The following is a 25,365-nucleotide window of genomic DNA, read 5'->3' as shown; positions in this document are numbered from 1 at the left end:
GAATGAGACAGAATTATAAAAACTTTTATACAACGAAGAGTTTGATCCTGGCTCAGGATGAACGCTAGCGACAGGCCTAACACATGCAAGTCGAGGGGCAGCATAATAAAAGCTTGCTTTTATTGATGGCGACCGGCGCACGGGTGAGTAACGCGTATGCAACCTGCCTTACACAGGGGGATAGCCCGGAGAAATCCGGATTAATACCGCATAATGATCAAATTTCGCATGTTATTTGATTTAAAGCTTCGGCGGTGTAAGATGGGCATGCGTAGCATTAGCTTGTTGGTGAGGTAACGGCTCACCAAGGCGATGATGCTTAGGGGGTCTGAGAGGATAGTCCCCCACACTGGTACTGAGACACGGACCAGACTCCTACGGGAGGCAGCAGTGAGGAATATTGGTCAATGGGCGCAAGCCTGAACCAGCCATGTCGCGTGCAGGATGACTGCCCTATGGGTTGTAAACTGCTTTTTTACGGGAATAAACCTTCCTACGTGTAGGGAGCTGAAGGTACCGTATGAATAAGGATCGGCTAACTCCGTGCCAGCAGCCGCGGTAATACGGAGGATTCGAGCGTTATCCGGATTTATTGGGTTTAAAGGGTCCGTAGGCGGGCGATTAAGTCAGTGGTGAAATCTCACAGCTCAACTGTGAAACTGCCATTGATACTGGTTGTCTTGAATTTAGTTGAGGTGGGCGGAATACGTTATGTAGCGGTGAAATGCATAGATATAACGTAGAACACCGATTGCGAAGGCAGCTCACTAAGCTAACATTGACGCTGATGGACGAAAGCGTGGGGAGCGAACAGGATTAGATACCCTGGTAGTCCACGCCGTAAACGATGATTACTCGTTGTGCGCGATACACAGTGCGCGACTGAGCGAAAGCATTAAGTAATCCACCTGGGGAGTACGTTGGCAACAATGAAACTCAAAGGAATTGACGGGGGCCCGCACAAGCGGAGGAACATGTGGTTTAATTCGATGATACGCGAGGAACCTTACCTGGGCTTAAATGCAGTTTGACCGGCTTGGAAACAAGCTTTCTCTTCGGAGCAAATTACAAGGTGCTGCATGGTTGTCGTCAGCTCGTGCCGTGAGGTGTCGGGTTAAGTCCCATAACGAGCGCAACCCCTATCGTTAGTTGCTAGCAGGTAATGCTGAGGACTCTAGCGAGACTGCCACCGTAAGGTGAGAGGAAGGTGGGGATGACGTCAAATCAGCACGGCCCTTACGTCCAGGGCTACACACGTGTTACAATGGCTAGTACAAAGGGCAGCTACCTGGTGACAGGATGCTAATCTCAAAAGCTAGTCTCAGTTCGGATCGGAGTCTGCAACTCGACTCCGTGAAGTTGGATTCGCTAGTAATCGTATATCAGCAATGATACGGTGAATACGTTCCCGGGCCTTGTACACACCGCCCGTCAAGCCATGGAAGCCGAGGGGACCTGAAGTTCGTAACCGCAAGGAGCGACCTAGGGTAAAATTGGTAACTGGGGCTAAGTCGTAACAAGGTAGCCGTACCGGAAGGTGTGGCTGGAACACCTCCTTTCTAGAGATTTAGAATATCGACTAAGGTTTATGGTAAAAGACAGGTTTATGACTGTTTTGCCTAACTTTTTACTTGTTTTCATTTAATATACCATAACCCATAGCGTTAGGGTGTTTAAACCGCTAGCATATGGATTAAGAAATTTAGTCCTGTAGCTCAGTTGGTTAGAGCACTACACTGATAATGTAGGGGTCCGCAGTTCAAATCTGCGCAGGACTACGATTAACGTTTTGGGGGATTAGCTCAGCTGGCTAGAGCGCTTGCCTTGCACGCAAGAGGTCATCGGTTCGACTCCGATATTCTCCACGAAATACGATGGTGTATTAAAGTTCTTTGACATGTTGAAAGTAGTAAAGTAGAAGTAACCAATAGTAAAGAAACAACGATTGATTTCGTGATGAAAGTTTAGACTTTTATTGGCACAAAAAGAAGTAATTAAGGGCGTATGGCGGATGCCTAGGCTCTCAGAGGCGATGAAGGACGTGATAAGCTGCGATAAGCTACGGTGAGGTGCAAATAACCATTGATCCGTAGATTTCCGAATGGGGCAACCCACTCAGCAATGAGTATCCTTTAAGGAGGCAAACCCGGAGAACTGAAACATCTAAGTAACCGGAGGAGAAGAAAACAAAAGTGATTCCCCTAGTAGTGGCGATCGAACGGGGATTAGCCCAAACCATTATTGTTTCGGCAATGGTGGGGTTGTAGGACTATAATATGATGATCGGCGTGAAGTGGAAGTGTTTGGAAAGACACACCATAGAGAGTGATAGTCTCGTACACGTAAGCAAAGTGAATCTAGTAGTATCCTGAGTAGCGCGGAACACGAGGAATTCTGTGTGAATCTGCCAGGACCATCTGGTAAGGCTAAATACTCCTGAGAGACCGATAGTGAACAAGTACCGTGAGGGAAAGGTGAAAAGCACCTCGAACAGAGGAGTGAAAGAGTACCTGAAACCGTACGCCTACAAGCGGTAGGAGCACTTTAGGGTGTGACTGCGTGCCTTTTGCATAATGAGCCTACGAGTTACTCCTCACTAGCGAGATTAAGCACTTCAGGTGCGTAGTCGAAGCGAAAGCGAGTCTGAATAGGGCGTAAAGTTAGTGGGGGTAGACGCGAAACTTGGTGATCTACCCATGGTCAGGCTGAAGCTCTGTTAAACCAGAGTGGAGGGCCCAACCGGTTCACGTTGAAAAGTGTTCGGATGAACTGTGGGTAGGGGTGAAAGGCCAATCAAACTGAGAAATAGCTCGTACTCCCCGAAATGCATTTAGGTGCAGCGTCAGAGTCGAGAGTTATAGAGGTAGAGCTACTGATTGGATGCGAGGGCTTCGCCGCCTATCAAATCCAGACAAACTCCGAATGCTATAACTTATATCTGGCAGTGAGCCCGTGGGTGCTAAGGTCCACGGACGAGAGGGAAAGAACCCAGACCATCAGCTAAGGTCCCCAAGTGTATGTTAAGTTGAACAAACGAGGTGAGATTGCTTAGACAGCTAGGATGTTGGCTTGGAAGCAGCCATTCATTTAAAGAGTGCGTAACAGCTCACTAGTCGAGCGATCTTGCGTGGATGATAATCGGGCATAAATATACCACCGAAGCTATGGATTTAGAATTTATTCTAACTGGTAGGGGAGCATTCTAACGGCGCAGAAGCAGTATGGTAATGTATTGTGGAGCTTTTAGAAAAGCAAATGTAGGCATAAGTAACGATAATGCGGGCGAGAAACCCGCACGCCAATAGACTAAGGTTTCCTGATCAACGCTAATCGGATCAGGGTAAGTCGGGACCTAAGGGGTAGCCGAAGGGCGAACTCGATGGACAACCGGTTAATATTCCGGTACTTTCTATAACTGCGATGGGGTGACGAAGAGATGACAATGCCGCGAACTGACGGAATAGTTCGTTGAAGGACGTATGTGATGAGACCGGTAGGCAAATCCGCTGGTTGAGCTGAAATCTGATAGTACCGCAATGCTACGGCAGCGCGGATAGTGCATGTAATTTTACTTCCAAGAAAAACCTCTAAGCTTCAGGTTATAGAGACCCGTACCGCAAACGGACACACGTAGTCAAGTAGAGAATACTAAGGCGCTCGAGTGATTCATGGCTAAGGAACTCGGCAAAATGGTCCTGTAACTTCGGGAGAAAGGACGCCTCTTTCGGGAGGCCGCAGTGAAATGGCCCAGGCGACTGTTTACCAAAAACACATGGCTTTGCAAAATCGAAAGATGAAGTATAAGGCCTGACACCTGCCCGGTGCTGGAAGGTTAAGTGGAGGGCTTAGCGCAAGCGAAGGTCTGAAATGAAGCCCCAGTAAACGGCGGCCGTAACTATAACGGTCCTAAGGTAGCGAAATTCCTTGTCGGGTAAGTTCCGACCTGCACGAATGGTGTAACGATCTGGGCACTGTCTCAGCCATGAGCTCGGTGAAATTGTAGTATCGGTGAAGATGCCGATTACCCGCAACGGGACGGAAAGACCCCGTGAACCTTTACTGCAGCTTCACATTGATTTTGGGTAAGTGATGTGTAGGATAGGACGGAGACTATGAAGCAGCGCCGCCAGGTGTTGTGGAGTCATCCTTGAAATACGTCCCTTTGCTTATCTGAAGTCTAACGTCTAACGACGGACAGTGTGTGGTGGGTAGTTTGACTGGGGTGGTCGCCTCCAAAAGAGTAACGGAGGCTTCTAAAGGTACCCTCAAGACGTTTGGTAATCGTCTGAAGAGTGCAATGGCACAAGGGTGCTTGACTGTGAGACATACAGGTCGAGCAGGTACGAAAGTAGAGCATAGTGATCCGGTGGTTCCGTATGGAAGGGCCATCGCTCAAAGGATAAAAGGTACTCCGGGGATAACAGGCTGATCGCTCCCAAGAGCTCATATCGACGGAGCGGTTTGGCACCTCGATGTCGGCTCGTCACATCCTGGGGCTGGAGAAGGTCCCAAGGGTTGGGCTGTTCGCCCATTAAAGTGGCACGCGAGCTGGGTTCAGAACGTCGTGAGACAGTTCGGTCCCTATCTGTTGTGGGCGTTGGAAATTTGCGAGGATCTGACTCTAGTACGAGAGGACCGGGTTGGACTAACCTCTAGTGTATCTGTTGTGGCGCCAGCTGCATAGCAGAGTAGCTACGTTGGGCAGGGATAAGTGCTGAAAGCATCTAAGCACGAAGCCTACCTCAAGATGAGATTTCCTTTAAGGGTCGTTAGAGACGATAACGTTGATAGGTTGCAGATGTAAAGGTGGTAACATCAAAGTCGAGCAATACTAATTACCCGAAAGCTTCTGAGTGGCGAGGTCAATCGCTGAATCTTACAAGATTTGGTTCTTTTATTTTACTTTCAATGTGTCTACGATATTCGTTGACGGTTAGCAGGAGTTAACCACAGAAGTCAACAAACGATTTTAGGTGTTTATAGCGACGGGGTTCCACCTCTTCCCATTCCGAACAGAGAAGTTAAGCCCGTTAGCGCCGATGGTACTGCAGAAATGTGGGAGAGTAGGTCGACGCCAACCTTTAAAGAGTCTTATTCCAACATGGAGTGAGACTCTTTTTTATATGTTCTGATTTTTATAAATCAACATCTGAATAGCAATATTTGAAGCTTTGACAAGCTTCCGCTTACCTTGAATTTAGATTCATTAACTCGCGCTTAAGGTTTTTTAACCTATATTTTCAAACAATCTGTTTAAGTTCGTCTCAGTTTGTATATCTTTGTACGCTATGAAACAATATTTCATAATATTAGCTCTTGTATTTGGACTAAGCACAATTTCTTTTGCACAAAGAAAATTAACTGGTGCTAGCATTGGGCCTGATGGCAGATCAATGTCTGATAAATCAAAGAAAGATGATTCTAAGATGTTGGATAGTTTAGGTTATAATGTCGAATCTGTTATTAAAACCTGGAAACTTACTGATATGAATTCTTCAAGAGAAGAATTTAAGTTGGATACAATTTTAGGCGAAATTCAAAACTACAATCCGATTTATCAGAAGAGCATTTCTAATTCTTATTTGGGAAATCTAGGAGCAGCTTATCAAAGCAATATTTACATTGATAGGGAAAAGGACGGATTTTTATTTTTCGATGCGTATAGAGCTTATATCGTCGAACCAGAGGATATCGTATATTTTAATACTACGACACCTTACACTAGATTATTTTATGAAACTGGTGGACCCAAAGGACAATCGGAAAATTTATTAAAGGTTCTGCAAACACAAAACATTTCGCCGAACTGGAATTTCGGAATAAAATATGATTTAATTTCAAGTGATGGTCAGTATCAGAATCAGAAAACTAAATTGTATGATCTCACACTTTTCTCGAGTTACAAGAAGAGAAACTATGGAATGAATATGGTTCTAAATATGAATCGTATTAGCGCGAATGAAAATGGTGGAATTGTTAATGATAGTTTGGTTACTGATGGAGATGAAGAATCAGAAAATATCCAGGTAAATTTGACCCAGGCAAGATCGAAATTGACAAATTTTAATTTGTTTATGAATCATTCCTATGGGATTGGCAAGGAAAAAGAAATAGTAATTGAAAAAGATACAACTTATTCGTATGCTATTGACTTATTATATACTTTGAATTACGAAAAAAATAGTTGGCAGTTTAAGGATGATAACTTGAATAAAGATTTTTATCCTACTGGCTTTTTATTGAATCAAAACTCGACCTTTGATAAGGTTGAACAATCGTTGGTTAAGAATACTTTTCAAATTGTTTTTAATGAAAATGAAAACAAATGGATTCGCTTAGGAGCAAGATTTGGTATCGAAAGTGAATTCTTGAAATATAACCTTAGAAGAAATGTGACTCAATATGCTTGGCAGCAAAAGGATGAAAACATCCATAACAATCAACTTGTTGCAAGTTTATTTAGCTTATCTGGAAAATCTGCAAACTGGAAGGCCGTTGGTAAATATGTGTTTGAAGGATATCGCCAAAATGATTTTGATTTGGATTATCAATTCATAAAATGGTTTGGTGAAAAGAATTCAGGACATGGTTTTAAGATTTCTGGAAGATTGGAATCGACTACTCCAAATTACATTATGGAGAAGTATTACGGAAATCATCAGCAATGGGATTTACAGCTTGACAAACAAACAGAATTACGTGCTGGTGTGGAATATTTTAATAAGAATTATAGATTTAAAATTGGTGCAAATTTCAGTCAAATAGACAATTACACCTACTTTGGGTTGAATGCTACACCGGAGCAGGCCGCTGTTGGAATTTCTGTTCTAACCGGATATTTGCAGAAAAACTTCAAATTAGGAAACTTTTATCTAAACCAAAGCTTGGTTGGTCAAAATAGTTCAAACGAGAAGCTTTTACCTCTTCCAACTTTATCAATCTATAGTAATAACTATTATAAAAATGAATTTTTTAATGGTGCATTAGGTTTACAAACAGGTGTATCCATACATTACAATACAAGTTTTTACGCTCCAAATTATATGCCTGCTACAGGGCAGTTCTTTTTGCAGGAGCAAAAGGAATTAGGTGATTATCCTAAGGTAAATGTGTATTTTAATTTTAGAATAAAAAGGACACGTTTATTCATTATGTACGAGCATGCAAACGCTTCTATTGGTAGTAAAAACTATTTTTCAGCACTTCATTATCCAATCAATCCGTCTATGCTGAAATACGGATTAATTTGGACTTTTTACAATTAAGAATTCTTAATAGAGGCCTAGAATATAAATCAAATATTTCTTGGTTCGAGACCTGTTTATTTCTAATTTAATATTAGGAAGGGAGAATTTTATGTCGCAATTTAAATACATAAAGCTACTTATACCTTTGATTTTCATGGTATTTTTGCAAACGTGTAATCAGCAACGTAAGCTTGTGAAGTTACAAATGCAGGAAAAACCCATTGTAGAATTGAAGCATGTAAAGCTGCGTGGAAAACTAAGAGTGATTACCAATTATAATTCTACCGATTATTTTATTTACAAAGGTAGAACAATGGGATTTCAGTATGAAATGCTGAAAGCTTTGGCCAAACATTTGAATGTGAAGCTTGATTTGACGGTAAATAACGATTTGGTTTCTTCTTTTGAAGCTTTGGAACGCGGTGATGTTGATTTACTAGGTATGAATTTGGCTGTAACTGGAGAAAGAGTGGAAAAATTTAATTTTACTGTTCCTCATAGTCAATCACGCCAAGTGTTAATACAGATTAATGATTCTATTCATCCTGTCGGATATGTGAGTGAAAAATCGCAATTATTTGGGAAGCAAATTCATGTTCCAAAAGGATCATCATTTGAGGAAAGATTAAATAGAATATCGAATACTGGAAATGATGATATAGAAATTGTACCTGTTGATCAAATTGAGGTAGAAGAATTAATTTCTAAAGTAGCTAATAGAGAGATTTCCTACACAATCGCAGATGAGAATGTTGCAATGGTAAATCAAACTTATTATCCAAACATTGATATTCGAACACATTTAAGTGAGCCGCAAAATCTGGCTTGGGCTTTGAGAAAGGGAGCCGACGATCTTACGAAAGATATTAATATGTGGTTGATTGATTTTCAGAAAACAAGGGAATATAAAATCATCTACAGAAAATATTTTAAAAGTAGTAGAATTGAAGAGATGCTTCAAAGCGAATACTTTACTTTAAGGAGTGGTAAGATATCGGAATATGATGATTTGATAAAGAAAAATGCAAAACTGATTGGTTGGGATTGGCGATTGTTATCGGCTTTGGTTTATCAAGAATCAAATTTTAATCCTAATGCACGTTCGTGGGTTGGTGCTTTTGGTTTGATGCAATTAATGCCGGAAACCGCATATCGATATGACGTGGACTCTTTATCCACTGCTCGGGAGAATATAGAGGCAGGTGTGAAACACTTAAAATATTTAGAAAATAAGCTAGATAAAACATTAGGAGATAAAACCGATAAGTTGCAATTTTTGCTGGCTTCCTATAATGTTGGCTTGGGTCATATTCTGGACGCTAGAAGGCTGGCGCAAAAGAATGGCAAGAACCCGGATCAATGGAAGGGCAGCGTTGACTATTACCTTTTGAACAAATCTAAGCCCGAATTCTTTAATGATCCGGTGGTAAAATATGGATACTGTCGTGGTCAGGAGCCTTATTGGTACGTAGTTAAGATTTTGGATCGCTATAAGCACTACAAAAATATGACTTTAACGGATCAAACCAGCTCTTAAAAATACCTCTCGTAATTCAGATAAAATCATTGCAGTAGCTCCCCATACTTTGTGCCCCTTGGCATCGAAATATGGGGCATGTATTGTAAGCTCATTTTTTGTAAAACTAAATTTGGAAATATTTTCTTTTGAAAGGAGTTCTTGAACAGGCATTTCAATAACTTCTTCAACTTCAAAAGTATTCAATTTAAAATCAGGTCTTTCTTTGCAATAGCCTAAAACAGGTAGTACCATAAAATTGCTCACAGGAATATACAATTCAGTTAAGAACCCCAATATTTTAATTTTTTTGCATTCAACCCCAAGTTCTTCGTTGGTTTCGCGAATTGCAGTAACGGTTCTGTTGGAATCGCTCTCTTCGTACTTTCCTCCTGGTAAACTAATTTGACCACTATGACTTGTATTTCCTGAAGTTCTTTTGATAAAAGGAAGGTGCAATTGACCATCTTTAGGATAGAAGAGTAATAGAACGCTACTGTCTCTGGCGATCGAAGGATCACTTTTTTTTAGAGCATGTTCACGAATTGAAGGCGACATTATTTTTTGAGCATCAAAGCCTGGAAGACTATTATTTAGCTCATTATTTAATTGTTGTGTGAATTGTTCTAAATCAAATGTAGTATCTAATAAACTCATATAATCCTTTTTCAAATCTTACTTAAAGATAGAAATAAAGTTTCCCCAAGTCGTCAAAAATGGATTAAACTTTATGAAAATTCATTAAAAACCCGGCTTTTGGCCGGGTTAAAATTACTTTCTAAAATTTTTAACAAATTGTTCTACCTCTGGTACACCTCCTTGGTAAAGTAAATATCCATTGTAAGGTTCTCGTTTTGTAGTTTCATCATTAATTGGTGTCTTCATGATGTCAATGACCTTTTGTCTATCGTTGGTTTGACCAAGAGTCCAACCTAGTTTAATATAGGCAGCCTCTGGAAGCATATTATCTAACGGTACTACGCCCATTGCCATTAAATCTCTACCGGTATCATAAACAAACATATGAGTATAACCCCAAAGAGTTTGAACAGTCATAAATATATGAACACCTTTTTCAACCGCTCGTTTTAAAGCTGGATAAACTGGCTTATTAACGTGTCCAAGTCCGGTTCCTGCAATAATGATTCCTTTGTATCCGCAATCAACCAATGCATCAATTATATCTGGTTGCATGTTAGGATAGTAGTAAAGAATCGTGACTTTCTCTTCGAAATATGGAAGAATTTTAACATTCTTGTCCTTGCGGCGATGATTGTATTTTTTCTTTATTGGTTTTACACCTTTTCTTGTCACCGTTGCCAATGGCGTATCTCCTAATGTTCTAAAAGTGGAACGATAACTGGAATGCATTTTTCGAACTCTTGTACCACGGTGAAGGAATCCGTATTCATCAGAAGTGGGACCAAACATACAAACCATTACTTCGGCTATATCTCCATGACCAGCAGCAATGGCGGAATGCATTAGGTTCAAAGCAGCATCAGAAGAAGGTCTATCCGATGATCGTTGAGAACCAACCAAAACTACGGGAACCGGTAAATTCTGAACCATATAAGTAAGTGCAGCTGCAGTATGATGAAGTGTATCGGTTCCATGAGCAATAATGATTCCATCAACTCCATTTTCGATTTCCTTACCAATAGCAATGGCTAAAGAGATGTATTGTTGTGGTCCCATGTTCTCACTAAATACGGCAAAAACTTTCTCTGTAGTCAGGTTACAGATATCTGCTAATTCGGGAACAGAGCCATACAATTCTCCTGGTGAAAAGGCCGGAATAACAGCTCCGGTTCGGTAGTCAAGACGGGAAGCAATTGTTCCGCCAGTACCAAATAATTTCACCTTTGGCTGTCCTTCGGTGTAAGGAAATTCTTTTTCTGGAACTTTGTAGTTGGCTTTTTTGTAGCCGGTTTCCTTCATTTCCTTAATGGTAGTAATATTGATCCCAATGTTATAGCCAGTATCAATTTTTAATACAATATGTTGATCATCATCATTTTCGGCACGTGGTAAAATTGTGCCATCAAACTCACCTCTGGTTGTTACAATATGAGTTTTTCCCCATACTCGTACATTATATTTTTTGAGGGTTTCCAGAGCATCACCCTTATATCCTTGAAAAAGATCTTCCATTATTGTAATCGTTTATCGATGATTTCCCTTAAATCTCTTAACTCAATATTACCAATAGCTTGCTTGTGAAGTTGGCCCATAATCCAGTGTACGGCTTCATTAGTATCTTCTGTTTTTCTGATGTCACGGTATTTCTCGGCTAAGAAATCTATCGGAGCTGCCAATTCATCCAAGTTTCGTTTCTTAAATTTTAGAGCGGTTAGCATAGAATTAAATTCCATACTTGGATGTTGAAACAGTATTGGGAGTAAGTATTTTGCAATATTAATGTGCAGACCTTTTTCGTGTATAAATTTAAATAGCCCAATAAGTTTTCGATAGTTGAAATCGGGATGTGCTTTCTGTTTGCCAGCAATATTCTTGTAGGTATGGCCAAAGAAGATTGCAACACGTTTAGGATCGAATTTAAAGCGTTCGCAAATTTCCTCTATTACTGGAAAGATATTCTTACTTAAAATAAAATGGTAAGCATCAACAGGTACACCCCATTTGCTTAATAATTCTATTCTTTCAGAAATATCTTGAGGCAAATCTTTTCCTAATTTTTCAATGTATTCATCCGATAATGGAATTGGACAGGAATCAGTGTCAGGATACATTCTATCTGCACCAGGAAGAACTCTTTCGAATATGGTTGTTCCGTTTGGAAGTGATTTTCTGGTTTCATTAGGAACTCCATCAAAAATCATTTCACAACGTTCAATTACCGTTTCTATTGCCGTTTTCATATCCTCTTCCGGTCCCCAGATTACGATTTGTGCATCATTATTTTTTGCACTCAGTTGCGCGCGAATTGTCGCGAAATCATGATCAGAAATGCTTAGATCTTCTTGTTCCGAATAAACCATATTTGGTTTTTCGATACAAGCAATTACTTTTAATCTTTGAGAGATTTCATCAGCAAAAACCTGATCAGGTTGAGTGAAATGGGAGAGGAATCCTTTAAATTCAGGGATATTGATGGCAATGATTTTATGTTTTTTCTCTTTGCACTCTACCAAGGGGAGATAAGTAAACTTAAACTCATGTGGATCTAACTCCATGTACTTAGCTTGCCATTTTTCCTTTGTAATTCTTTCCAGCAATAACTTTTTGATATGCAATAAGGCCCATTGGCGGAATGCTTCATTGTGAGAAAGTTCTGGAATCCATTTGTTGTGAGCAACTCCTTTGATTTCGACTCTTGAACCACCTCGGCAACTAACATTCACATCTTCACGTCCGGCTCCCATTCCTGTGCGAACCAAACCTGTGCTCCTATTTAAGAAGCGAATGTATTCTGCAGCTTCACGCAATTCATCTGGAGTAAACAATTCGGGTGCTGTAACTGTTTCGATCAAAGGCATTCCTAAACGATCGGTTTTGTACCATCTTTCGTGACCAACATCGGCAATTTCACGGCAAGAATCCTCTTCAATACTCAGTTGTATCAGGTTTACCTTTTTGTTGCGAAGTTGAATATGCCCATTTACTCCAAGAATTGCAGTTCTTTGAAATCCAGTAGGAATACTTCCATCAAGATATTGCTTTCGGGTGATATGAACTTCGCCAACCACGTTGAGTTTGCTAAGCAAAGATATTTTAAGTGCAATTTCTAATGCTTCCGGATTGATTTTAAAAGGAGGAGTATCGTCGATTTCGTAGGTACACGCTGTTTCGTTGTTGATTCGATAAATAATGTTCTTACGGGTTTTAAATTCCATAAGCGCAGTTCCATCGTATCCACCTAATTCGCTCATGGCAGGTCGCATGTGACGAATTACTTCAGCATCGTAATCTCCATTTTTTTGAAATACGCCACATGGGCAATGGCAAAACAACTTCTCTTTTGTGGCAAGTTGTTGATGAACTTCTAAACCCGACTTAAATCCAATTCTACGATAGTCTTCAGGCGTGGCGAGCCTTCTGTCTACATAGCCAATTTGTTGTCGGGTGAGTTCATAGTTTTGTTTGGGTGTAATTTTAGTACTCATTTCGGGTTAAATTGGTAACCCTAAAAAGTACATATTATTCATTGCACAGGAAATGATAAATGACAGGTTTACAATCTAAAAGTCAAATAAATTATGGAGTGAACGGTAATCTTATTTTAAATCCCTTGCTTTGGATATCTTCATGAATTCTTCTCCCAACTTCTTGTCCCCAAATCATACCCACTTGCATACTTTCAGCAGTAATAGCAGGAGTTTTTTGAGCAATTCTTTTGCCAGCATCCGATTCAAAAAAAGCAATCATTGCTTTTACATCTTCATGTGATAGATTTTTGCGGTAAATGGGAACAATCATATTGTATAAGTCATCAAAGGAAGTCTTTAAAAATTCTTCCTCCGTTTTTTCCCAATAACTTGCTGGAACATTGGATTCTTGCGATTTAAAATGTTCAATCATGGTTTTGATTGATTGTTTGAAGCTATTCGCAGATCCATTTACCTGAAATAGATGTTTTACATCCTTCGCATATTCATCGTCATTTACTCCTTGACTGGCAAAACAAGTACTCGCTGTAAAAAGCAGCATCAATAAAAGTACTTTAGTCCCTATGATTTTCATTGCTTTGTATTTTGGTTTAGTAGGTTATTATTTTTTCAAATTTAAAACTTTTAGAATATCTGTTGTTATTTGTTTTCGATATTTGGCTTCATCTGATGAATTGATATCCATATTTAAGGCAAAAAAGTAGACATTGTCCTTGTTTTCAAGATAACCAACATACCAACCAATTTCTTGTTCAATGCGCGCTGCCCATCCTGTTTTTGCTCTAATTGAATAGTCATCTGCTTGTTCTACAAGTAAGATCTTTTTTACCGTTTCCTGATTTTTCTTTTGAAATGGTAATTGGTTTAAATACAATCTTTTTAGGAAATCAATTTGTTGATTAGGCGAGATTCGGATATCTCCATTCAACCAGAAAAGATCAATCTTTCCACCAATGTTTTTATTCCCGTAATCAGCTTTTTCAACCCAATATTTCATTCTCTCTTCACCAATTTGTCTTGCCAACTCCTGGTAAAGCCAAACAACAGAATTTTTAATTCCGGATGCCAAGTTATGATCCTGATTCCATGATTCAATAAATCGTTTTTTTCCATCCCATTTAATGATCTCATTTTCGTCTTTAATTACTTCTGTTTCCAGCGCAATCATCGAATTAATGATTTTAAAGGTAGATGCAGGAAGGAAGGCAGAATCCAATCTCTCAGAATTGTAAGTCAGTGATTTATTATTTTTAAAATCATGAATAATAAAACAACCATTCACGTTTGCTTGTTCGAATATTTTTTGTAGGTCATTTGCTTTGTATGCATCAAGAATGGATTCTTGTTGCTTTGTACAAGAAAATAAAATCATGGAAATGAATAAGAATAAAACCTTTTTCATAGTGTTGGTTTTAATAATTTATAATCCTGCTTTTTGTAGATAAACCAAAATAAAACAATACATGCTGTGCAAAGTATGCTGGCAAGTAAAGAACCCTCAAAACCGAAATTACCTCCAGTAAGAATTTCATTGCCTGTAATGGTTTGAGAAATTAAAGTATCGCTTTTTGTACCACTTACTTCGAAACCAAAAATAGGTCCTTGAAAAAAGTTCCAGCTAAAATGCAAGGCAAGCGGAAACCATAAATTTTTGGTAAAAATGTATCCAATTCCTAAAAGAATACCGGCTAGAAAGATGTTTGTAACTCCTAAAAATGACACATTGGGATTCAAAAAATGTAATGCTGTAAAAATTAATGAAGATAAAACCAGGGCCAGGTATCTGTTCATTGAATCCATGAAGTTGGGAAGAATATAACCACGCACAATTACCTCTTCGTTTACCGATACAAGAATAAATAGAAATACAGACTGTAATAGGCTTGCCAAAGCAAAATTAATTGAATCGATGATTAGATTGCCATTTGCCTGAAGAATAAGAGTACCAAGGCCCATCATTGCGATTCCAGCAAGAAGCCCGTAAATGATATCTTTTGCTCTATTCTTTATCGAAAATCCCAGATCAAAGAATTTTTTTCGATCAATGAACTTCGTGAATATCCAAACTATAAATAAGGTGCCAAGAGTAGCAGTAAATTGTCCTGTTAACATTATTCCACTTGACATGTTAATATTTTGAAGGTTTGTAATATCAAACTGACCTGTTGCAGCAGCATGAATAATAACTCCAACTACCTGAAAGATTCCAGATACAATATAAAAGGGAATAATAATTAAAATGGCACGAAGCCATCCTTGTTTGATGGCTGGGGTTGAGTTCATTTGGGTCATAATTGTATGGGATTTATTGAGAGGGTTAAAATTAACAGAATAATTTAAAACATATCAGTTTATACTTAAGAAATGCATTTTGATTTGAAACAATAATCAGGTAAAAATTGAAATACAATTACTCCTGAATATCTTGAGTCATCTTACACTTCATATTTTAGATTGTAATATTATTAATGTTTGAATCTGAGTTGATAGATACTCTCTTTAAGCTATTAATTGTACTGTTACTCCTGTTAATGCTATCCTAACACCGGATAAAAGCATTGTGCGATCTGCCGGATGTATAGTCATATTTACCATTTTTATCGAGAGACCTGAGAAAAGTATTCTAATTCTTGCCAAGTGCATTGCACTTATTAACAATGAGCGTGCGGATATCAACATTGAGCGTGCAGATGGCAGGTCAGACGGTGCACTTGTTAACATGAGGGAAACAATGGCAGGTCTGATGATAACAATGCAAACTCTTACACGGAAAATAGTAGGTTGAAGCTGTTTTAAACTTTAAGTAATGGCGGCAGAAAATAAAAAAGCTTGCTTCAAATACGAAGCAAGCTCATTTTAAATATTACAAATCAATTTATACGATTCCTTGTGCAATCATGGCATTGGCAACCTTTACGAATCCACCAATATTTGCTCCATTTACGTAGTTTACAAATCCATTCGAAGTTTTACCATACTTAATACAAGTTGAATGAATGTCTTTCATGATGCGTTTCAGATGATTGTCAACTTCTTCGCGAGTCCAACTTATGCGCATTGCATTTTGTGACATTTCCAGTCCTGAAACAGCAACTCCACCAGCATTGGCAGCTTTACCCGGTCCAAATAAAATTTCATTTTCCAAATAAACCTCTATGGCTTCTGGAGTAGATGGCATGTTAGCTCCTTCGGAAACACAAATACAACCATTTTCAATTAAAGTTTTTGCTTCTTCTTCGTTAATTTCATTTTGAGTAGCACTTGGTAAGGCAACATCACATTTTACTCCCCAAGGTCTTTCTCCTGCGAAATAACCTACTTTATACTTTTTAGCATATTCTTCAATTCTTCCACGTTTTACATTCTTCAAACGCATTACATAGGTTAGTTTTTCTTCATCAATGCCATCCGGATCATAAATAAATCCCGAAGAATCGGAAAGGGTAACAACTTTACCGCCAAGTTCATTCACTTTTTCTACAGTGAATTGGGCCACGTTTCCAGATCCGGAAACGGTAACAATTTTACCTTTTAAGCTATCTCCTTTAGAGTTAAGCATTTCTTCGGCAAAGTATACATTACCATAGCCAGTTGCTTCAGGACGAATTAAACTTCCTCCCCATTCGGTGCCTTTTCCGGTTAAAACTCCGGTAAACTCGTTGCGAAGTCTCTTGTACTGGCCGAACATGAATCCAATTTCACGTCCGCCAACGCCAATATCTCCTGCAGGAACGTCCGTGTCTGGCCCAATGTGTTTCGATAGTTCTGTCATAAAGCTTTGGCAGAAACGCATTACTTCACCATCGGATTTTTGTTTAGGATCAAAATCAGATCCTCCTTTACCACCACCCATTGGCAGAGTAGTTAAGCTGTTCTTAAAAACTTGTTCGAATGCTAAAAATTTAAGGATTCCAAGGTTTACTGTTGGGTGAAAGCGCAGACCTCCCTTATATGGTCCAATTGCACTATTCATCTCAACACGATATCCTCTGTTTACCTGGATTTCTCCTTTGTCATCAACCCATGGAACTCTAAAAATGATTACTCTTTCGGGCTCTGAAATGCGTTGAAGAATTTTAGCTGTTTTGTACTTAGGATTTTCTTCCAGAAATGGGATTAAGGATTCAACAACTTCGTGAACTGCTTGATGAAATTCTACCTCACCAGGAGTTTTACTAATTAGATTATCCATAAATTCCTTGCTGGATGGGGCTTTGAACATGGTTGTCATGATGCAAAAAGTTTAAGTTAGACATGATTTATTCTGGGTGTAATTAGTAAACAGCCTTTTGGATAACCGCTTACACTATTAAAGGTATGAAAGAATTCATTCAAGGTCAAGCTGTTAGAATTCGTTTAAATTCATTAAATTTAAAAGAGCCCATTATTAGTGCCTAAATAATGAATTTTCGCACTTAATTTTTATTGTATCTACGTAAGCCCTAAACCTATGAACTCAGAATCCGATAAAAATCAAGGAATTAACAGGATCATCGCGGAGAATATTGAAAGATTAAAAGAACTAGCCGCAATAAACCAAACTACTGGAATAATAAAGGAAGGAAAATCTATTGAAGATACCCTGCAACAAATCTGCTTTATACTACCCAAAGCATGGCAATATCCTGAATTCACAGTGGCACGAATCATTTATGATGGAAACGAATACCTGAGTTCAGGCTTTAGGTTGTCGCAATGGACCATGACTCAGGAATTCATGACCATTGATAACAAAAGTGGAAGAATTGAGATTTGCTATGTGAAAAAGTTTCCAAATTTGGATGAAGGACCTTTCTTAAAGGAGGAGAGACATCTGATTGAGAATCTTGCGAGTATAATTGTTGGATACATTAATAGTGAAACCGGGAAACAACTTTTATCACAAGCTAAATATAAGAGTAAAGCAAAAAAGGAAATTATTGGACCTTATGTGCCGGTTACCAATAGAAAACTGCTTCAAAATTTCCTAAACAAGAATAATGCTGATCGAGATATTTATCACGATTTGATGCCATTTAAGGTGAAGGAGATTTTGCTGGTTGCAAATCTGTACGATGCATATTGTATTGAGAGAGAAGGGCGTTTTGCAGAGCAAATTTCAGGTGAGTATCAGCAGTTGAATTTGACATCTATGCCTCGTGTAACTGGAGTTTCCACCTTAGAGGAAACCATGGAGCAGTTGCACAGCAAGCATTTCGATATGATTATTCTGATGGTTGGGGTGGATAAAAAAACGCCGATAGAATACAGCGAGAAAATTAAAAGTGAATTTCCATACATCTCAATTTTTCTCTTGCTGAACAACGATGCGGATATCGCCCTTTTTGAAGAACAGCGAACCAAGCTAAAAACAGTTGATAAAATATTTGTCTGGAACGGAGAATCGCAGGTGTTTTTTGCAATGATCAAGTCTCTGGAAGATAAAGTAAATGTTGAAAATGACACGAAAATTGGACTTTCGCGAGTAATACTTCTGGTGGAAGATTCGGCCAAATACTATTCACGCTACATGCCAATGCTGTATCAGAGTGTATTGGCGCAAACTCAAAGAATTATTGATGATGTAAGTACAGATGCTCAATACAAAATACTTCGGTTAAGAGCTCGTCCAAAAATTTTGCTGGCTTCCAATTACGAAGAGGCAATGAATATCTATTACAAGTTTAAAGAATTCTTGTTGTGCTTAATTTCGGATGTAAAATTCCCGAAGGAAGGAGTGTTTCAAGAAGATGCAGGTATACAATTGGTAAAGGCAATAAAGGATGAATATCCAAACCTACCAGTAATTTTACAATCTTCGGATGTTACCAATGCGGCTCATACATTTAATTTAAAGTGCAGCTTTATCAATAAAAATTCCGAAACTCTACGGCATGATATTCGCTTGTTTATCCGACAGTTTCTTGGATTTGGAGATTTTGTTTACAAAGATGCAGATGGTAATGAAATTGCTACAGCCAAATCTTTGAGAGAGTTTGAAGAGTATTTGTATCATATCCCTGCAGAGTCTTTGGTTTATCATGCCAATAAAAATCACTTCTCACTTTGGTTGATGGCACGAGGAGAAATACGCGTTGCAAAAATGATTGCCCCTTATAATATTAGTGACTTTAAATCGGCTGAAGATGTTCGCGACTACCTGATTAATGTGATTCAGAACTACAGGAATGAAAAGAACAAAGGTAAGGTGGTTGAGTTTAATTCGGATCAGGTTTTAAATGCCAATAATATCGTTACACTTTCTACAGGTTCCTTGGGAGGAAAGGGAAGAGGTTTGGCTTTTATTAATTCTATGCTGTTTAATCTTGACTTAAGTCGATACATCAAGGACATTAATATTAAAGCCCCAATGACTGCAGTTATTGGTGTTGACGAATATGAATCGTTTATCGATAGAAATAATTTATTGGATAGGACTAAAGACTTGCCTAGCTATAAGGAAGTACAGCGATTGTTCTTGGCTTCTGATCTTACATTAAGATTGGTACAGAAAATCAGGATCATGTTGATGAATTTTGATCAGCCATTGGCCATTCGTTCCTCTGGCTTATTCGAAGATTCTTTGTTGCAACCAGTGGCAGGAGTTTTTCAAACCTATCTGGTTCCCAATAATCATCCCGATTTGAATGAGCGGGTAAAACAAGTTACAGATGCAATAAAACTGGTTTATGCTTCTATTTTTTCCGAGGAATCACGCGCCAATGTTCAGGCTTCGAATTACAAGCTTGAAGAGGAAAAAATGGCCGTTGTTATTCAGGAAGTGGTTGGTAATCGATATGAAGATACTTTCTATCCACACATTTCAGGCGTAGCACAATCATACAATTATTATCCTTACGGACATATGAAGCCCGAAGAAGGATATGCAGTAATTGCTGTAGGCTTGGGAAAATATGTAGTGGATGGGGAAAAGGCTTTCAGGTTTTCTCCTGTTTTTCCAACAATCGAGAACAATTCGCCCAAAGATCAGTTCAAGAATTCGCAGGTGGAATTTTATGCAGTTGATTTAAAGAAGAAAAATGTTGATTTGTTGGAGGGAGAAACAGCAGGTTTAATTCGACTGGAAATTGATGATGCAGAAGAACATGGCAATCTTACCCATTGTGCTTCGGTTTACAATTCGGTTAATGATACAATTAGTCCGGGATTGGATGCTTATGGACCACGAATTGTAAATTTTGCCAATATTTTGAAGTACGATTATATTCCATTGGCAAAGACAATAGAAATGGTTTTGGATATTGTGAAAGAGGCAATGGGATCACCAATAGAAATTGAATTTGCTGTTGATTTGACCAAAGATAAAACGGGAAAGGCATCCTTTTACTTGTTGCAGATAAAACCTTTAATCGGAAATGTTGATGACTATCATGTTGATTTGGAAGATATTGATCGAAACAGGTTGATGTTACTTTCTGAAATGAGTATGGGAAATGGTTTGATTGATACGGTAAGTGATGTAATTTATGTGGCTCCTGAATTATTCAAAAAAGAAATGACTCCCGAAATTGCTTCGATTATTTCTTCGGTGAATGAGAAAATGAGATTGCAAAATAAGAACTATGTGCTCATTGGTCCGGGAAGATGGGGAACAAGAGATAAGTGGATTGGGATTCCTGTGAAATGGAATGATATATCAAATGCGAAACTTATAGTGGAAACTGGCTTTGCAGATTATCCTTTGGAGGCTTCATCAGGTTCTCACTTTTTTCACAATGTTACATCTATGAATATTGGATATTGTTCTGTTCATCATCATTCCGAGACTTCGCTTGTAGATTATGAATTGTTAAGCAAACAAGATCTCATTGCTGAATATGGAGCGGTTAAACATGTGAGGTTTAAAAAATCACTGGTTATTAAAATGGATGGTAAAAAAAGACTGGCTGTTGCCAGTTGGCAGAAATAGTTTAATCGAATTTAATGGCTTTAGCAGGACTAATTTTCGTGATTAAATAGGAAGGAATTAGTAACATGGCAACTGTAGCAATTAAACTCCCAACATTTAATAAAAGTAAATGACTAAGTTTTAGATTAACTGGTACGGTGTCAACGTAATAGTTGGTAGGATCTAATGGAATGATTTCGAAATAATATTGCAAAAGACACAAGCCAATACCTATAACATTACCCCATAACATTCCTTTGCCAATTATCATGCTCGATTGGTAAAGGAACACTTTTCGTATTGACCAGTTTTGTGTTCCCAGTGCTTTTAAAATCCCAATCATGTTGGTTTTTTCCAGAATGATGATCAGTAATCCCGAAACCATATTAATACCTGCTACCAGAATCATGAGCGAAAGGATAATCCAAACATTTAGATCCAGCATTTCTAGCCAACTGAAGATTTGAGGATATTTTCTAACAATACTTCGAACCTTTACACTGCCTCCATCTTGTGTAAAAGAACTTGCTGTACTCTGTTTTACAAGGTAAGTAAGCTCCGATATTTCATTAAAATCATCGATGAAAATTTCATATCCACTAACTTGATTTTCCTCCCAGTCATTTAGTTTTTGAATATGACGCATATCGCAAACCAGGAACAGTTTGTCGAATTCCTCCATTCCTGTATTGTAGATACCTGAAATAACAAATCGTCTTTCGCGAGGAGGTTGTTGGATAAAGTAAACTGATATTTTATCGCCAATTTTAACTTGAAGCAGCTTTGATAATTTTTCTGAGATTAGAATTTCATTGCTTTTCTTTTCTTCAAGCTTGAACACTTCACCTTCAACCAAGTTTTTACTAAAAAAACTCCAGTCATAATCTTTGCCAATGCCATTTAATATGATTCCCTGAATCTCCGATTTGGTTTTTAGAATACCTGGTTTTGTTGCAAAAGCTTGAATGTGTTGGATTCCAGGTATTTTCTTTATCAGATTGGTATCGATAATGCTTTTATCAATTGGCTGAGTTTCAAATGAAGAATTATTATCGTAATTGGTAATCTGAATATGAGATCCGAATCCGGTTACTTTATTGGTAATTTCAGATTTAAAGCCTGTTACAATGGCTACGGCTAAAATCATAACACTAATACCAAGCGAAATGCTAAGTTTGGCAATCTTTATAATTGGGCGCGACATTTTCTTTTCGCCCTTTTCACCAGTGGTAATTTTTTTAGCTATAAATAATTCCAGATTCAAATTGATATTCTTTTTGTTAAGATTAACACAAAAGTAGTAATTTCATATGATTAAAATTTACTTTTGTTTGCAATTGGTTGCGAATGTTTTGGGAGCTTCATGAATTTAAATATTCTACAACTAGAATTTCGAAATTCTTGATTGCAAATCTTGTTTAAAATTGAAAAGAATTAAATCGTGAGAGCTTATTTGTATACAATTTTGATGTGCTTGTTTATTGTGAGTATATCTTGTGCACAACAGAATGCATTAAAGACATTGGCAGGCGCTGAGAATACTAAGGATTATTTGCCATTGCTTCAAGGCAAATCTGTTGGGGTTGTTGGCAACCAATCCTCATTAGTTGGTAATCAGCATTTAATTGATTTTTTAGTTGAAAGAAACATCAAAATTCAAAGAATATTTAGTCCGGAGCATGGATTTCGTGGTATTGCCGATGCTGGAGAAAAAATTAAAAACAGCAAAGACGTAAAAACAGGCATTTCGATAGTTTCATTGTATGGCAAACATTTTAAGCCAAGCGAGGAGGAGGTAAAAGACATAGACATAATGGTATTTGATATTCAAGATGTAGGTGTTCGTTTTTACACTTATATTTCCACCTTGCATTATGTGATGGAAATATGTGCCGAGCAAAACATACCACTTATCGTTTTAGACCGTCCAAATCCGAATGCTCATTATGTAGATGGACCTGTTTTAGAAAAAAAATACGCTTCATTCGTTGGGATGCATCCGGTTCCTGTAGTTTATGGCTTAACCATTGGAGAGTACGCAAAAATGATTAACGGAGAATCTTGGTTAAAGGACAATTTGAAGTGTGATCTTACTGTGATTCCATGTAAAAATTGGCATCGCAATCAAATTTACGATTTACCAGTTAAGCCATCACCCAATCTTCCCAACGCTCTTTCGATTGCTTTGTATCCATCCTTGTGTTTTTTCGAAGGAACTTCTGTAAGTGCAGGACGAGGAACAGATTATCCATTTCAATGTTTTGGACATCCAAAGATGAGGCAGAAAGGCTTTTCATATACTCCGAGAAGTATTCCAGGAGCTAGCAAGTATCCAAAATTTAAAGGTAAAGTATGTTATGGATATGATTTGAGCAATTACAATTTGGAAGAATTTAGAAAAAGAAAATCCCTTGATTTGTCTTTTCTCATAAAGGCTTATCAGCAACTTCATGCAAGTACAAAATTCTTTAATACTTTCTTTAGAAATCTTGCAGGAACCAATCAATTAAGGCTGCAAATAGAAAAGGGAATGAGCGAAGAAGAAATTCGAGCTACCTGGCAAGAAGATTTGAAAGCTTTTAAAAATATTCGGAAAAAATATCTGATTTATCCCGATTGGGAGTAAAATCAGAAACAGAATCGTCGGTGGCGAAAGGAAAGTAGTATCGACTTAATTGACTAAACCGACGACCTGTTTCTAAGGGATTTCTTATTTAAAGCTATAGTAGTTTGAGATATCATGATTCGAATTGGTCGCTTCCAAATCATGAGACAAAATCTTTAAGCGTTTAATAGCTATATTTTTTTCCAAACTACATTTTTGTAATTTTCGATAAGCCTGATGCAATGCAGGAATTAGAACGTAAGCATGTTTAAGTTCTGATATATTAATGGAGCTATCGATTAATGCTTTGTTGTATTTTGGATTATTCACAATTAAATTGTAGAATGTTTTCATATGATTTAGCCAGCCAATAAATGCTTTGGCATTTTTTTCGGATTCTTCCAATGATTTCCAAAAATCAGGATATCTATTTAAGATTGGTTTAATTAACCGTAAATCCTGATTGTATAGAAAATTCAATTTTCTTCTCATTGAATAAACTAAACTGCTTGCCTCAATCTCCTTCTGTGCGTATTTCTTTGATATTTCAGATAATTGAAAAGCATGTGAATCATTTACTTTTGTTATCCGATTAAAAGTACTCTTCATAAGATATCTGTTCTAAAGTTTTGTTACTACAAGTTTAAAAAATGCAGCTCTTATGTATCTAAAACCACTATTAAATGAGTGTTAATATTAAAGGTGAAAAAGAGAGGTGATAATGTTAAATTAATGGAAGATTAATGCTAAAAATCAGACTTGATAATTTAGAACTTATCAAAATAATCGGTATTTTTAAGGGAGTAACAACCTTAAACTAGAAAGAAATGGCATTTACCTTACAAATTGGAGATAAAGCTCCTGAGTTTAATTTGATTGCAACTGATGGTATTCGATATAAGCTAAATGATTTTAAGTCATCGAAATTGTTGGTGGTTTTTTTTACTTGTAATCATTGCCCTTATGTAGTTGGATCGGATGAGGATACCAGAGCCATTGCAGATAAGTATATACCGCATGGAGTTGAATTTGTTGGAATTAATTCCAATTCTCCCAATACATATGAAGAAGATGATTATAACCATATGGTTACTCGAATGGAAGAGAATGACTTTCCTTGGGTTTACTTACATGATGAAACTCAAGAGGTAGCAGTTAGTTATGGTGCATTGAGGACACCACATTTTTATTTATTTAATGAGAAGAGAGAATTAATCTATACGGGACGAGCGGTTGATAATCCAAAGGATACTTCGAAAGTTACAGTACGCGATTTGGAAAGAGCAATTATTGAGCATTTGGATGGAAAGACAATTTCAATTCCAGTGACTAATCCAATTGGTTGCAATGTTAAATGGGATGGTAAAGATAAACACTGGATGCCTGCAGATGCTTGTGATTTGGTATGAAGAAAAAATATACTTTAAACAAAGAGGCTGTCATTTATGAAGACAGCCTCTTTGTTTTTATACTTTTCGTGAGAAGTACTTTTTATCTGTAATTCAGAATTACAATTGCTTTAATAAGTTAGCCATTTCAATTCCTGATACAGCAGCTTCGAAACCTTTGTTACCTGCTTTTGTTCCAGCACGCTCAATAGCTTGTTCGATTGTATCAGTAGTTAAAACACCGAAAATTACAGGAACTTCAGAATCTAAAGAAACACTAGCCACACCTTTAGTCACTTCGTTTGATACATAGTCGAAGTGAGGCGTAGAACCTTTAATTACTGCACCTAAACAGATTACAGCATCGTATTTACCACTTTTTGCCATTTTTTTAGCAATCAATGGAATTTCGAATGCACCTGGAACCCAAGCCACATCAACATCATCTTCTGATGCACCGTGACGTTTGATAGCATCTATTGCACCACCTAACAATTTACTTCCAATAAACTCGTTAAAACGACCTGCTACGATACCAAACTTAAGGCCTTCAGCAATTAATTTACCTTCAATTGTATTCATTTTATTATC

15 protein-coding genes, 2 tRNA genes and 3 rRNA genes are annotated in these 25,365 nt (G+C 37.8%); 10 read left to right on the top strand and 10 right to left on the bottom strand.

Features of this window, described 5'->3' with window-relative positions; genetic code table 11:
• The first annotated feature begins 29 nt into the window (after nt 1–29).
• The 7 genes from ACKPCA_RS14000 to ACKPCA_RS13970 all read left to right on the top strand — a co-directional run bounded on the left by ACKPCA_RS14000 (nt 30) and on the right by ACKPCA_RS13970 (nt 8,784).
• Nucleotides 30–1,559 (top strand): 16S ribosomal RNA (locus tag ACKPCA_RS14000).
• Nucleotides 1,560–1,704: 145 nt separating this feature from the next.
• Nucleotides 1,705–1,778, top strand: a tRNA-Ile gene (locus ACKPCA_RS13995).
• A gap of 13 nt (nt 1,779–1,791) precedes the next feature.
• Nucleotides 1,792–1,865, top strand: a tRNA-Ala gene (locus ACKPCA_RS13990).
• A gap of 119 nt (nt 1,866–1,984) precedes the next feature.
• Nucleotides 1,985–4,855: ribosomal RNA gene (locus ACKPCA_RS13985) — 23S ribosomal RNA — on the top strand.
• Between the two features lie 114 nt (nt 4,856–4,969).
• A 5S ribosomal RNA gene (gene rrf / locus ACKPCA_RS13980) occupies nt 4,970–5,080 on the top strand.
• The 16S, 23S and 5S rRNA genes sit together here with 2 tRNA genes alongside, the layout of an rRNA operon.
• 208 nt (nt 5,081–5,288) lie before the next feature.
• Nucleotides 5,289–7,265, top strand: coding sequence for a putative porin (locus ACKPCA_RS13975; RefSeq protein WP_321279623.1), 1,977 nt, complete (start codon nt 5,289–5,291; stop codon nt 7,263–7,265).
• A gap of 175 nt (nt 7,266–7,440) precedes the next feature.
• Nucleotides 7,441–8,784, top strand: a complete 1,344-nt coding sequence (locus ACKPCA_RS13970) for an MltF family protein (RefSeq protein ID WP_321279621.1) — start codon at nt 7,441–7,443, stop codon at nt 8,782–8,784.
• Here the strand turns inward: ACKPCA_RS13970 and ACKPCA_RS13965 are convergent.
• From ACKPCA_RS13965 to gdhA, 7 genes are all read right to left on the bottom strand, one after another.
• On the bottom strand, nt 8,761–9,420 hold the full coding sequence (locus ACKPCA_RS13965) for an NUDIX hydrolase (protein WP_321279619.1): 660 nt from the start codon (nt 9,418–9,420) through the stop codon (nt 8,761–8,763). The two genes, ACKPCA_RS13970 and ACKPCA_RS13965, sit on opposite strands and share 24 nt — an antisense overlap.
• A gap of 114 nt (nt 9,421–9,534) precedes the next feature.
• Nucleotides 9,535–10,917, bottom strand: coding sequence for a Glu-tRNA(Gln) amidotransferase subunit GatD (gene gatD / locus ACKPCA_RS13960; protein ID WP_321279617.1), 1,383 nt, complete (start codon nt 10,915–10,917; stop codon nt 9,535–9,537).
• Nucleotides 10,917–12,890 carry a Glu-tRNA(Gln) amidotransferase subunit GatE gene (gene gatE, locus ACKPCA_RS13955; RefSeq protein ID WP_321279616.1) on the bottom strand — a complete coding sequence of 658 codons (1,974 nt, stop codon included), beginning with the start codon at nt 12,888–12,890 and terminating at the stop codon, nt 10,917–10,919. The genes gatD and gatE overlap by 1 nt, the downstream gene beginning before the upstream one ends.
• Nucleotides 12,891–12,981: 91 nt before the next feature.
• Nucleotides 12,982–13,467: a DUF2059 domain-containing protein gene (locus ACKPCA_RS13950; protein WP_321279615.1), complete on the bottom strand. Its 486-nt coding sequence runs from the start codon at nt 13,465–13,467 to the stop codon at nt 12,982–12,984.
• A 27-nt stretch (nt 13,468–13,494) separates the two neighbouring features.
• Nucleotides 13,495–14,295: a class D beta-lactamase gene (gene blaOXA, locus ACKPCA_RS13945; RefSeq protein ID WP_321279613.1), complete on the bottom strand. Its 801-nt coding sequence runs from the start codon at nt 14,293–14,295 to the stop codon at nt 13,495–13,497.
• The gene (locus ACKPCA_RS13940) at nt 14,292–15,176 is read right to left on the bottom strand and encodes a CPBP family intramembrane glutamic endopeptidase (RefSeq protein ID WP_321279612.1); all 885 of its coding nucleotides are present in this window, start codon (nt 15,174–15,176) and stop codon (nt 14,292–14,294) included. Before ACKPCA_RS13940 ends, blaOXA begins: the two co-directional genes overlap by 4 nt.
• 592 nt (nt 15,177–15,768) lie before the next feature.
• The gene (gdhA, locus tag ACKPCA_RS13935) at nt 15,769–17,124 is read right to left on the bottom strand and encodes an NADP-specific glutamate dehydrogenase (RefSeq protein WP_324292957.1); all 1,356 of its coding nucleotides are present in this window, start codon (nt 17,122–17,124) and stop codon (nt 15,769–15,771) included.
• Nucleotides 17,125–17,343: 219 nt separating this feature from the next.
• Between gdhA and ACKPCA_RS13930 the strand changes: the two genes are divergently transcribed.
• Complete coding sequence (locus ACKPCA_RS13930) at nt 17,344–20,802, top strand: PEP/pyruvate-binding domain-containing protein (protein WP_321279611.1); 3,459 nt, start codon at nt 17,344–17,346, stop codon at nt 20,800–20,802.
• 1 nt (nt 20,803) lies between these two features.
• Here the strand turns inward: ACKPCA_RS13930 and ACKPCA_RS13925 are convergent, their stop codons facing one another.
• Nucleotides 20,804–22,045 carry an ABC transporter permease gene (locus ACKPCA_RS13925; protein ID WP_321279610.1) on the bottom strand — a complete coding sequence of 414 codons (1,242 nt, stop codon included), beginning with the start codon at nt 22,043–22,045 and terminating at the stop codon, nt 20,804–20,806.
• A 219-nt stretch (nt 22,046–22,264) separates the two neighbouring features.
• Here ACKPCA_RS13925 and ACKPCA_RS13920 point away from each other — a divergent pair, with 219 nt between their 5' ends.
• Nucleotides 22,265–23,407 carry an exo-beta-N-acetylmuramidase NamZ family protein gene (locus tag ACKPCA_RS13920; protein ID WP_321279609.1) on the top strand — a complete coding sequence of 381 codons (1,143 nt, stop codon included), beginning with the start codon at nt 22,265–22,267 and terminating at the stop codon, nt 23,405–23,407.
• Between the two features lie 84 nt (nt 23,408–23,491).
• Here ACKPCA_RS13920 and ACKPCA_RS13915 read toward each other — a convergent pair whose 3' ends face one another.
• On the bottom strand, nt 23,492–23,995 hold the full coding sequence (locus ACKPCA_RS13915; RefSeq protein WP_321279608.1) for a hypothetical protein: 504 nt from the start codon (nt 23,993–23,995) through the stop codon (nt 23,492–23,494).
• A 218-nt stretch (nt 23,996–24,213) separates the two neighbouring features.
• Between ACKPCA_RS13915 and ACKPCA_RS13910 the strand changes: the two genes are divergently transcribed.
• Complete coding sequence (locus tag ACKPCA_RS13910) at nt 24,214–24,795, top strand: thioredoxin family protein (RefSeq protein ID WP_054722198.1); 582 nt, start codon at nt 24,214–24,216, stop codon at nt 24,793–24,795.
• Nucleotides 24,796–24,894: 99 nt separating this feature from the next.
• Here the strand turns inward: ACKPCA_RS13910 and ribH are convergent, their stop codons facing one another.
• Nucleotides 24,895–25,356 carry a 6,7-dimethyl-8-ribityllumazine synthase gene (ribH, locus tag ACKPCA_RS13905; protein WP_321279606.1) on the bottom strand — a complete coding sequence of 154 codons (462 nt, stop codon included), beginning with the start codon at nt 25,354–25,356 and terminating at the stop codon, nt 24,895–24,897.
• Nucleotides 25,357–25,365 lie beyond the last annotated feature (9 nt).

Source organism: Marinifilum fragile (assembly GCF_963677365.1).
Classification (GTDB): Bacteria; Bacteroidota; Bacteroidia; order Bacteroidales; family Marinifilaceae; genus Marinifilum; species Marinifilum fragile.
The sequence above is the reverse complement of the archived record's forward strand: the minus strand, read 5'-3'. Positions and strand labels throughout refer to the sequence as shown.